Origin of the sequence: Nereida sp., from assembly GCF_965655635.1 — a bacterium.
In the GTDB taxonomy this organism is placed as follows: domain Bacteria; phylum Pseudomonadota; class Alphaproteobacteria; order Rhodobacterales; family Rhodobacteraceae; genus Nereida.
Window position 1 is genome coordinate 1 of the sequence record NZ_CBFHHE010000047.1, and the last position, 10,550, is coordinate 10,550.

The 10,550-nt window shown below is 51.2% G+C and carries 10 protein-coding genes and 3 pseudogenes; 1 reads left to right on the plus strand and 12 read right to left on the minus strand.

The genetic code is table 11. The annotated features are described in order from the left end of the window. Positions 1 to 200: 200 nt before the first annotated feature. The 3 genes and pseudogenes from ACTF5M_RS10650 to ACTF5M_RS10660 form a co-directional block, all read right to left on the minus strand. A complete protein-coding gene (locus ACTF5M_RS10650) occupies positions 201 to 713 on the minus strand; it encodes a hypothetical protein (protein ID WP_048598597.1) in 513 nt (170 codons plus the stop codon). A gap of 129 nt (positions 714 to 842) precedes the next feature. Further along, positions 843 to 2,060 (minus strand): CaiB/BaiF CoA transferase family protein, encoded by a 1,218-nt coding sequence (locus tag ACTF5M_RS10655; RefSeq protein ID WP_048598596.1) that lies wholly within the window; start codon positions 2,058 to 2,060, stop codon positions 843 to 845. Continuing rightward, positions 2,047 to 2,655 (minus strand): annotated as a pseudogene (locus ACTF5M_RS10660) (thiamine pyrophosphate-dependent enzyme); the annotation flags it as partial. The pseudogene ACTF5M_RS10660 and the gene ACTF5M_RS10655, both read right to left, overlap by 14 nt. Positions 2,656 to 2,720: 65 nt before the next feature. Between ACTF5M_RS10660 and ACTF5M_RS10665 the strand changes: the two are divergent. Then, positions 2,721 to 2,864: pseudogene (locus tag ACTF5M_RS10665) on the plus strand (gfo/Idh/MocA family oxidoreductase); the annotation flags it as partial. 1 nt (position 2,865) lies between these two features. Here ACTF5M_RS10665 and ACTF5M_RS10670 read toward each other — a convergent pair. The 9 genes and pseudogenes from ACTF5M_RS10670 to ACTF5M_RS10710 form a co-directional block, all read right to left on the minus strand. After that, complete coding sequence (locus ACTF5M_RS10670; RefSeq protein ID WP_048598595.1) at positions 2,866 to 3,864, minus strand: LacI family DNA-binding transcriptional regulator; 999 nt, start codon at positions 3,862 to 3,864, stop codon at positions 2,866 to 2,868. Positions 3,865 to 4,085: 221 nt separating this feature from the next. Next, complete coding sequence (locus ACTF5M_RS10675; RefSeq protein ID WP_233488181.1) at positions 4,086 to 4,238, minus strand: hypothetical protein; 153 nt, start codon at positions 4,236 to 4,238, stop codon at positions 4,086 to 4,088. A 182-nt stretch (positions 4,239 to 4,420) separates the two neighbouring features. Continuing rightward, entirely contained in the window at positions 4,421 to 5,299 is an 879-nt protein-coding gene (locus ACTF5M_RS10680; RefSeq protein ID WP_438960977.1) for an NAD(P)-dependent oxidoreductase, read from the minus strand. Between the two features lie 11 nt (positions 5,300 to 5,310). Further along, the gene (locus ACTF5M_RS10685; protein WP_438960974.1) at positions 5,311 to 6,276 is read right to left on the minus strand and encodes a 2-hydroxyacid dehydrogenase; all 966 of its coding nucleotides are present in this window, start codon (positions 6,274 to 6,276) and stop codon (positions 5,311 to 5,313) included. Beyond that, complete coding sequence (locus ACTF5M_RS10690) at positions 6,273 to 6,467, minus strand: hypothetical protein (protein WP_438960975.1); 195 nt, start codon at positions 6,465 to 6,467, stop codon at positions 6,273 to 6,275. The genes ACTF5M_RS10685 and ACTF5M_RS10690 overlap by 4 nt, the downstream gene beginning before the upstream one ends. Before the next feature lie 17 nt (positions 6,468 to 6,484). Continuing rightward, the gene (locus ACTF5M_RS10695; RefSeq protein ID WP_438960976.1) at positions 6,485 to 7,825 is read right to left on the minus strand and encodes an amidase; all 1,341 of its coding nucleotides are present in this window, start codon (positions 7,823 to 7,825) and stop codon (positions 6,485 to 6,487) included. Then, positions 7,822 to 9,189 carry a TRAP transporter large permease gene (locus ACTF5M_RS10700; RefSeq protein WP_048598590.1) on the minus strand — a complete coding sequence of 456 codons (1,368 nt, stop codon included), beginning with the start codon at positions 9,187 to 9,189 and terminating at the stop codon, positions 7,822 to 7,824. The genes ACTF5M_RS10695 and ACTF5M_RS10700 overlap by 4 nt, the downstream gene beginning before the upstream one ends. Positions 9,190 to 9,223: 34 nt before the next feature. Continuing rightward, positions 9,224 to 9,814 (minus strand): TRAP transporter small permease subunit, encoded by a 591-nt coding sequence (locus ACTF5M_RS10705; RefSeq protein ID WP_048598589.1) that lies wholly within the window; start codon positions 9,812 to 9,814, stop codon positions 9,224 to 9,226. Positions 9,815 to 9,922: 108 nt separating this feature from the next. Then, positions 9,923 to 10,550, minus strand: a pseudogene (locus ACTF5M_RS10710) (C4-dicarboxylate ABC transporter); the annotation flags it as partial.

A 10,550-nucleotide genomic window follows, 5' to 3' on the forward strand; every position in this document is an offset into this window, starting at 1 on the left:
CAAATCAATCGGCATAAAGTCGAACGCGAAACCGCAAACACTCGAGATTACTCAGCAGCTACGACTTGAGGCACATCAGACAGCAAAGAAGCCTTAATGGCCACTCTTTCAGAGCGGGCGAGCCGAACAATTTCAGGCTCAATGAGGGAGTTGGGGTTATCCAAGCGCAACGGTCTGGAGCCCCGCCCCACGACTTTTACTCAGCTTAGTTTGGACAATATAACGGCCCCAACCAAGCTGAGCGCGATGAGGAGCAGCCAAAGTGATAACCCGCCCAAAATAATGCCGGTGGTCATCAAAACCCCCACCAACGTTTCGATCTGGTGAAAACGAAGCATCTCAGGCCATGTGTAGCCAACAACGTTCCGCCGCTGTGGGGACCATCCATTCGATCTACCGAGCAAGGCACGAATTGCGCTGCCAGAGACCCAAATACCTAACGCCTCGCACCATAAAGTTTCGTGGCGATTGGCCCCGCCTAAGCGCAACTTTTCCTGCACCGTGGTATTTGCCTGATGCCCGACTTCAATGATCTCACGCCGTCCCATCATCATGGAAAAGAGCCCGCGGACAGCATGCCCCATAGCAAAATCAGGTTCGGCCGTTAGCACAGCCTTCAGGTATTTTGGTGCCGTAGTGCCATGGGACAAGAATGCTTTGATCAAGCCATTCCAGTCCCTGACCGCTTGTGCATCAGCAGGGTCACTTGGCATTGGCAGATATCATAGGTCATCGTTACACCCTGTATGGTCACTACTTGCATGACTTTGGTCGTCACGGGCTAAGGCATCACATACACTTCACTTACACGCGACATTACGAAAGCGTGATTTGTGTCGACATTAATCGGGGGAGTGCGGCTCTTTGGGTGGATTTTGTCCGAAGCTACGCACAATCTGGTCTGTATCTTGGCCAAACCGCGGAGGTGGGCGGCGATATGTTACAGGTGTCTTAGAAAATTTTAGTGGATTTCCAAGAAGTCGGACTTCGCCTTGAGCCGCATCTTCGTGGGTCATAGCCACCACAGCACCGCGCGCGCGTGCCTGATCCGTCGAAAGAGCTTGGCCGACAGTATGAATAGGCCCTGCTGGCACTTTTACCTCGCGCAACCGCGAAAGAATATCGTCCATAGCTAGGGCTTGAAAACGCGCCTGAATTGCCGCCGTCAGCGCGACACGATTTTCAATGCGCAGCGAATTCGTCACAAAACGCACATCACCGCTTAATTGATCCAACCCTACAGCAGAGCAAAACCGCCCGAACTGCCCATCATTTCCAACAGCCAAAATTACATGACCATCTGCGCACGGAAAAACGTCGTAAGGGACAATATTTGGGTGCGCGTTACCGCGACGTTTAGGCAGATCACCAGAGGCCAAAAAATTGGTCCCCTCATTGATCAGCCATGCCATCTGGCTGTCTACCAACGACAAATCGATATGCTGTCCTTCGCCTGTTGCATCGCGATGTCGCAATGCCGCCAAAACACCAATAGTCGCATACATCCCGCACATCACATCAGTAATGCCAACACCAACTTTCATCGGCGTACCATCGGGTTCACCTGTCAGTGACATCATCCCACCATAGCCTTGCGCCATCAAATCATAGCCCGGTTGATCGCGGTTTGGACCGGTTTGCCCAAAGCCCGAAATCGAGCAGCACACAAGGCGTGGATGACGCTCTGTAAGTGTCGCAAAATCGAGGCCATATTTCTCAAGGCCTCCAGGTTTATAGTTCTCGATCACAACGTCAGCCTGCGATGCAATCGCCTTGATAAGCTGTTGCCCCTCAGGGCTACTCAGGTCCGCAGCTACAGAATACTTGTTGCGGTTGGCGGCCATGAAATAGGCACTGAGATCTTGCTCGCCATCTGTTGTTTGCGCGTAGGGTGGCCCCCACGCGCGGGTATCATCACCATTGGTTTTCGGGTTTTCGATCTTAATAACGGTCGCGCCCAAATCACCCAAAAGTTGGGTCGCAGTGGGACCTGCCAAAATGCGAGTTAAATCGAGAACGACAAGGCCGTCTAATGCACCTTTTGGTTCAGATACGGCCATCATAGGCGCCTTTCTCAATCTCTACTGCTATGACCGTGAGTGTGTCAGCCATTTGCGCTGTGTTCAACGCCTCGGTCAATTCGTTGGTACTGCGGACACAATGGCCAGCCCCACCGAACGCGCGGGCAATCGCTGCAAAGTCGGATCTACCAAAATCAACACCACGGTTTTTCATCTGGCGACCTCGCTGCTTCAATTCAATCAACGCAAGACTGGCGTCTACAAAGACAACAAAAATTGTTTTTAGCCCAAGATCAGCTGCAGTTGCTAATTCACCGGCCACCATCAAAAAGCCTGCATCGCCCGAAAATGACACGACGGTTCTATTCCGTTCAACGATACTTTGGCACATCGCCAACGGCACAGCACAGCCCATCGTACACAGTCCTGATGACTGAACTAACGCACTCGAAAACTCACATTGCCACACTTGCGACAGCAGTATCCTGCGGGCCCCACTGTCGGCTGAGGCCAATGTATCAGGCGGCAACACACGCTGGCACGTGGCAATCGCAGGCGCTGGACCCCACTCGGGTTCGGGCGCAAAAACGTGAGCTAAATCAGCCTTCACTTGCGTCAAACGTCCATCTGGCCAGTTCGTTTAAGAATACTCGGGTAGCAATTCAGACGCTGTCTAACGACAACTATACACCACATTATAAAAGCCGCGTCATGGACCCCACAGCCAATCTTTACCCCCGTGCGGAAGACGGCTTGCGATCTATGGCGGCTGTGTTTTCTGTCGCACAATCGGGCAAAGATGATGGCAAATGGTTGGATGCAAGGCCGCCATCAATGCGCTAAGTTAGGGGGCGGGGCGCAACGTGCCCCGCTCAACCACATGACAATAAAAAAGCTGCGCTTGTGGTTTACGTGTATCATCGATCAGCATCTCCTCAATAACGTCGATCGAGGTACGAATAATCTGCTTAATTGGGTTATGAATTGTCGTCAGATTGATGTTTTGCCAACTGGCCATTTCCATGTCGTTTAACCCGATCAATCCAATATCATCAGGCACTTTTAAGCCCGCTGACTGAATTGCAGAAAGCGCGCCAATAGACAGCACATCGTCCCCGCAGAAATATGCTTCTTTCGGTGTACCCTTCAAAAGCGCAACCATCTCAGCACGGCCAGCATCGAATGAATACTGCTTAGCGAAGCTTTGCGACATAGCCACGCCTTCGGCGCCAGCTACCTCTTGAGCGAATCCACTTAAACGGTCTTGCGTGGACGTTGCCCGCTCAGGCCCACCCAAAAAGCCCAAGCGTTTATAGCCCCGTTTGATCATCTCGCGCGCGGCCATACGACCCGCTTCAATGTTATCAATTCCCAGCGTATCAACTTTAGGCGAAAGCGAATGACGTCCAAACGAATTCACAACAGGCACACCTGCATCGCGAAAGGCCTCTGAAAAACTTGGCGGCAGCGTGGAAGAAGCAACAATGACCCCATCAACCGAGTAAGTACGCATCATGCGCAATGATGTCTCAGTATCCATTTCATCACTAAGGTTAAGCAAAAGTGGCCGCAGACCGCGCTCCTGCAATCCTGCGGTGAACTGGTCAAATACACTTAGAAAAATTGGGTTATGGAAGTTATTGGAAATGAGCCCAATAAGTTTTGTTCTGCCAGTTGTAAGCGACGACGCCAGAGCGTTTGGACTGTAGCCCAATAAGTCTGCTGCAGACATAACCTTGGCACGGGTTTTCTTGGAAACTGACGCGCCTTCCGTGAAAGTCCGCGACACCGCCGAACGCGAAACGCCGGCTTTCTCTGCAACATCTTTGAGCGTTACGGCCATGATCTGACCCCCTACTTATTGCCCCTATCGTCGTCCGCCACTTGGGACCAATCGGTCTGGCCAAACTTCCACGTGGCTATACTGCCCATGCCGACAAACACAATACCCCAGAAAAAATGGCCATTTGCGAACTCAAAAAACCCCCAAGCGATCGCTACGACAACCACCAAAACACGGCGCCAGACGGGCAGAAAGAAAGGAACGTCTAAATTGAACACCGCTTACGCCGCGCCTTCAAATTCGGCACCAGTTTTGGCACCCGTGATATAAGCCACAACGTCCTGACCATCGGTGTCTTTCACATCAAGGTTAGCCACAATCCGACCACGACGGAACACGACGATACGGTCAACAAGATCAAATACTTGCCGCATATTATGAGACACGAAGGGTTCTATCTGACAGCACTCTTTTCGGCGCATGTTCGTTATCAATGTTCTTGGATAGCCAACGACAGCTTGATGTCCATCGCGATCAGCAACAGAACATGAATATCGCAAAAATCGCTGTGCAGCGGATCAACAAACCTGCTGGCGCGCTGCACAACTTTATCGTGTTACTTGGTGCCGTCGTTTTGAAGGCGCTTGAACAAAGCGGATGTGTCCCAACGGCCACCACCCATTTTCTGAACGTCTTTATAGAACTGGTCGACCAATGCTGTGATCGGTAGTGACGCGCCATTTTCCTCGGCGGTACTTAGGCAAATCGCCAGATCTTTGCGCATCCAATCAACAGCAAATCCATGATCAAAGTGATCGTCCAGCATGGTCTGATAGCGGTTGGACATTTGCCATGAACCAGCGGCGCCCTGACTGATCACCTCAACAACAGATGCGCCATCGAGCCCCGCCTTGGAGGCAAAGTGCAACGCCTCGGACAACCCTTGCACGAGTCCAGCAATCGCAATCTGGTTACACATTTTGGTCATCTGACCCGCGCCACTTTCGCCAATACGGCGACACAGCTTTGCGTAAGTATTGATAACAGGCTCAATCCAATCGTAATCCGCTTGCGCACCGCCACACATGATCGAAAGCTGCCCGCCCTCTGCGCCTGCTTGTCCGCCAGATACAGGCGCGTCTACGAAGGCAATGCCCTTAGCTTTTGCAGCAGCGTGAAGCTCGGCTGTAACTGCTGCGGATACGGTAGTGTGGTCAACAAAAGTGCTACCTTCGGACATCGTGGCGAATGCCCCATCGGGTCCAAGACAAACCGAGCGCAGATCATCATCATTACCAACACAGGCCATAACGGCTTCTGCGCCCCGCGCAGCTTCTGCAGGTGTTTCACCCAAGCTGCCGCCATGGTCATCTACCCACGCCTGCGCTTTTGCCGTGGTACGGTTGTAGACGGTGACGGAGTGACCTGCTTTTGCCAGATGGCCTGCCATTGGATAGCCCATGACGCCAAGGCCAAGAAATGCGAGTTTGGTGATTGATTTGTCCATCATTTGGTCAGGATATCCTTTGGTGTCTGGCCCGCGAAAAATGCATCAAGATTATCGAGGGCGCGGAACCCCATGGCATCTCGTGTTTGTCGTGTTGCGCTCCCGATATGAGGCAACATCAAAACATTATCGTAGGACGAAAACTTAGGGTTGCCACCCGGCTCAACTTTAAAGCAATCAAGACCAGCGGCAGAAACATGCCCGCTATCAAGCGCTGCAATCAGAGCGTCTTCATCAACCAAAGCCCCACGCGCCGTATTCACAACGACAGCCCCTTTTGGCAGCATTTGAAAACGCTCGCCATCCAGCAGGTCAACCGTCTCAGGCGTTGCAGGACAATGAAGCGACAAGAAATCAGAAACTGCCAAAAGGCTTTCGACGGTCTCGTGATAAACAGCCCCGCGCTCAAAGTCAGGCGCAAGCGGGCGACGGTTGTAATAATTAACCTGCATCCCAAAACCTCGCGCCTTTTGAGCAAAAGCCTGCCCCACGCGACCCATCCCAATAATGCCTAAACGCGCACCAGTTACCTGTTTGCCAACCATAAAGGCCGGTGACCAGCTGTCCCACTGGCCAGTCCGCACAATCCGGTCACCAGCTACAGCATTGCGTGCAGCACCAAGCATCAACAACATAGCCAGCTCAGCTGTCGCATCAGAAAGCACATCTGGCGTGTTCGTAACTGTGATACCACCCGCGTTAAGCGCAGGAATATCGCAATGATCGACACCAACCGAATGGTTGGCCACAATCTTCAAGCGGTTAGAAAATTGGCTCACCACATCCGCAGAAAAGTGCTCGGAATGGCAGGGAATAATCGCGTCGAAATCGGCACTTGCCGCGATTAACTCCGCAGCCGTCCCGGGGGTATCTTCATGGTTGATAACAACGTCATAATCACGCGCAGCCCGTTCAAGCGTTGCATCAGACAGGCGGCGCGTAATCCAAAGACGTTTCTTACTCATTTCTTACGTACACACTCGTCCCAGAAATCGTAGACGGCCATACCGCACACGAGAATAGCGATAAGCATAAACGGCGCACCACCGACAAAGCCAGCAAAACCGCTTGAGATACTTTGGGACAGGCCCCCGATGAAAATACACAAAAATCCTGTGCCAGTCAGGCCTGCAATTAACTTAACCATATATGACATATTGTAGGTCCTCTCAGTTACTCGGCTGTTTCAGATAAATAGGTTTGTAGCCATCGCGCCGTGCGCAAAAGCCGGTCATCTTTTTCGGGCGGCCCAATAAGCTGCACACCGATCGGTAGGCCATTGTCACCAACCAGAAGAGGAAGGCTGACACATGGCAGCCCCGCAAGTGTCCACAGGGTACAAAAAATCGGATCGCCTGTGCCCTCTCCAAACTTTGGAGCTTCACCAGCTGCTGAAGGCGCAATGACTGCATCGTAATCTAGAAAGAAGTTCATAAAGAACGACTCAGCGGACCCTTTGACGGCTAGCGCATCTTCATACTCAGTTTTTGTGATTTTACGCGCACGCTCAATGACGGGCTTCAATGTGCCACTGATTTGATCCCAATGCGCATCGAAGACCTCAGCTTGGTGATGAGCAATTTCATATTCGTGGATACGCGCCTGCACCATGACAAGATCAGACAGGGTATCTGCGGGCTCCATCTTGGTCACTTTAGGGCCAAGAATATCTAGCACCGCTTCCATGCCCTCACGCGCATCACCGGAAAGGCGCTCGTTAAAGGGAAGATCAAACCATGCAAATTCTGGCGTTACCAGTGCCTCGGCCTGCGCTCCTTCAAGCATCTTTGGACGCGGACGCGCAAAGCTAACTTGGTCATTTTGATCGTAGCCTCCGATTGCATCGGTCAACAGGGCAACGTCTTCAAGACTGCGACCAAAACAACCCACTTGATCAAGCGAAACTGACGTCTGCAAAACGCCACTGCGGGAAATCACGCCGCGTGTCGGTTTGAACCCAAATGTTCCGCAGAATGATGCCGGACGGATAACAGAACCATTGGTCTGCGTACCAATGGCCAGCGGCACATGCATCGCTGCAACGGCAGCCGCCGAACCACTGGATGAACCACCAGGGCTATGATCGGCGTTATGGGGATTACGGGTTTCGTTTGCATGCACAAAAGCCAGTTCAGTGGTCACGGTTTTACCCAAGATCACAGCACCTTCTTCGCGCAAACGTTCAACTAAACGGGCTACGTGTTCCGTTTGGCGTCCAGCGAAGATTGATGTTCCGCGCTGTGTTGGCATTTTGGCAGTATCGATGATGTCTTTCAGGCCAACCGGAATGCCATGAAGACACCCCGTTGCCATGCCTGCCCTGCGAAGCCGGTCACATTCAGCCGCTTGCGCAAGTGCTGCATCAGGATCGAGGAAAGCCCATGCGTTAATAGCTTCGTCAGTTTCCGTAATGCGCGCCAAGCAAGACTTGACCAATTCAACAGAACTAAGGCGTCCCGAGGCGATGGCATTCACCGCCTCGGTTGCAGTTAGTTTATAACTATCTGGGATCATGGAATGTATGGCCCAAAGAGATAGTCAGGGAACCACAATGCGATGCCTGGGAAGTTGTACATCAAGACCATCGTCAAGATCACAATACCCAGGTAAGGCATGATACCGCGGAAGATATCCATCAACTCAATTTTGTCCTTGAGGACCCCTTTGAGATAATAGGCGGACATCGCCATGGGTGGCGTCAGGAACGAAGTCTGCAAGTTCAAGGCAATCAACATCGCAAAGAAGTAAGGGTTTACACCAAATACCTCGAGAAGCGGTAAGAAGATTGGCACGAAAATGATCAGGATCTCAGACCATTCCAGCGGCCATCCCAGCAAGAAGATAATGATTTGAGCAAGGATCAAGAATTCCCACGGCTCAAGATCAAGCCCACCAACCCAATCTGCGATGATGTCGTGACCACCCAAATATGAGAAGACTGATGCAAACGTCCACGAACCAACAAACAACCAACACACCATCGCAGTTGCTTTTGCGGTCAGGAAGACGCTTTCCTTCAGCTTTTCCCACGTCATGGAGCGATAAAGTACCGCCAACACCATACCACCCAAAGCACCCATAGCAGCAGCTTCAGCCGGTGTCGCAAGACCACCCAGGATTGAACCAAGAACAAGCGCAATCAACACAGTCAGCGGTACAAAGCTTACCAACAGGTCTTTATAGATTTCGCGGGGTGGCGGCACATTTTCCATTGTCGGTTTTGGCGCCAATGCTGGATTGAACCAAACACGTGTGATCACGTAGACAATGTAGAGGCCCGCCAACAACAAACCGGGGAATACGGCAGCTGCGTAAAGACGCAAGGGCGACAAATCGGCGATCGCCGCATAGACGATAAGCATGATGGATGGCGGGATCAAAATACCCAACGTACCACCGGCACAGATCACGCCAGATGCAAAGCTTTTGTTATAATTGGCATTTGCCATCGCGGGAAAAGCCAACAAGCCCATCAGTGTTACAACCGCACCAACGATACCAGATGCCGTTGAGAACACTGCACAAGTAAGCAAGGCGGCAATTGCAAGACTACCCGGCAAGTTGCGTGCAGCCATGTACAACGAGAAGAACAACTTATCGACGATGTTTGCCCGCTCAACCACGTAGCCCATAAACAGGAACAACGGGATCGCAACAAGGATCGGGTTTTCCATCACAGAATAGGTGTTCTGATTCAGCAGGTAGAAAATGTTGTTGTTGAAAATATCCGAGAACGTCTCGATCGGACCACCTTGATGGTACGCGTAATATCCAAATGCCACACCCATCGCGAGGAGTGTAAAAGCAATCGGAAAGCCAAGAAGTACAAGGAAAATGAACAGCCCAAGCATCAACAGGGCGACTTCAGGATTTGACATCTTTTTATATCTTTCTATTCGCTCTTATGGCGGTTCATTTATTAGAAGGCGTAGCGGACTGGATCGCATCCAGATCAATACTCGCCAACAAATCTTCAGTTTCTTTGACGTCTGCCAAACGCTCGGGCCAAGCACCGGTACGCATCGCCATCACGCAGCGCGCAAGCTCAGCACAGCCTTGCAGTACCAACAGCGCACCAGACAGCGGGATCAAAGATTTGAAGAAATAAATTTGAATACTGGCAGGGCTGTTAAAGCTCACTTCTTTGTAGCGCCAGCTATCAGAAGCGATCTCGTAACCATACCAAGCAAGGGCAATGACACCCGGAAAGAAGAATAGGAAATAAAGCACAAAATCCAATGAGGCTTGTACTTTGATCGGCAGCAAACGGTACACAACATCAGCACGCACGTGCGTGTCCTGCGCCAATGCATACGCACCGCACATCAAGAACAAAGCACCGTACATCTGGATCATCATATCAAACGCCCAAACAGTAGGCGAATTCAGGACGTATCTTACGAAAACTTCGTACGATACGGACAGTGTGAGGATTAGAATGCACCACCCAAAGGCACGTCCAACCCACAGGCTCAGTCCCTCAATGGCATAAACGATTTTCATGTGTCTGTCGCTCCCCTACAGATCATGTGAATTATTGGCGCTCATCAACTGAGCGCAAATGTCCGGGCGCAATAAAGCACCCGGACACACCGTTTCTAAACTAAACGATCAACCGAAGTAGTGGTTGTACGCCAGTTTGTAATCAGGCTGGTTCAGGTTGAGGTAGTTCATCACATCTTTGGCGTATGCCTTTTGTGAATCCATCACCTTCGCAAAGAACGCATCTTCACCAGCAATACGATCTGCAACAATATCCCAAGCCGCCAATTGTTCTGCCATTACGGAGTCAGGTGTACGGTATACATTGACACCATCGGACTCTTGAAGCTTGACGAGATCATCAGCGTAGCGCTTAGTGTTGCCCCAGTAGAAGCCAGCGCTTTCAGCCATCGAGGCGTTTTTAATAATTGCTTGATGTTCTGCCGACAAGCCATTGAATTTATCTTTGTTAAAAGTAACCTCAAAACACTCTTGGCTTTGGTGATACGATGCCAAGTGGTAATGCTTGGACACGTCCTGCATACCAAAGTCACGGTCAGATGTCGGGTTGTTGTACTCCGCAGCATCAATCAGACCCGACTTAATTGCCGGCTGAATTTCTCCGCCAGGTAGCTGTACGACCGACATACCCATTTCCAACAAAACGTCTGCTGCAAGGCCGACTGTACGGTATTTAAGACCTTCCATCTGGCTAGCATCTTTAATCTCTTCCTGGAACCAACCTAGTGGTTGAGCA

Excerpts from the sequence above, each read along its gene's own strand:
- ACTF5M_RS10675 (WP_233488181.1), bottom strand. The coding sequence starts at position 4,238 with ATGCGGCAAGTATTTGATCTTGTTGACCGTATCGTCGTGTTCCGTCGT.
- ACTF5M_RS10655 (WP_048598596.1), bottom strand. The coding sequence starts at position 2,060 with ATGGCCGTATCTGAACCAAAAGGTGCATTAGACGGCCTTGTCGTTCTC.
- ACTF5M_RS10685 (WP_438960974.1), bottom strand. The coding sequence starts at position 6,276 with ATGAGTAAGAAACGTCTTTGGATTACGCGCCGCCTGTCTGATGCAACG.
- ACTF5M_RS10705 (WP_048598589.1), bottom strand. The coding sequence starts at position 9,814 with ATGAAAATCGTTTATGCCATTGAGGGACTGAGCCTGTGGGTTGGACGT.
- ACTF5M_RS10650 (WP_048598597.1), bottom strand. The coding sequence starts at position 713 with ATGCCAAGTGACCCTGCTGATGCACAAGCGGTCAGGGACTGGAATGGC.
- ACTF5M_RS10670 (WP_048598595.1), bottom strand. The coding sequence starts at position 3,864 with ATGGCCGTAACGCTCAAAGATGTTGCAGAGAAAGCCGGCGTTTCGCGT.
- ACTF5M_RS10700 (WP_048598590.1), bottom strand. The coding sequence starts at position 9,189 with ATGTCAAATCCTGAAGTCGCCCTGTTGATGCTTGGGCTGTTCATTTTC.
- ACTF5M_RS10695 (WP_438960976.1), bottom strand. The coding sequence starts at position 7,825 with ATGATCCCAGATAGTTATAAACTAACTGCAACCGAGGCGGTGAATGCC.
- ACTF5M_RS10690 (WP_438960975.1), bottom strand. The coding sequence starts at position 6,467 with ATGTCATATATGGTTAAGTTAATTGCAGGCCTGACTGGCACAGGATTT.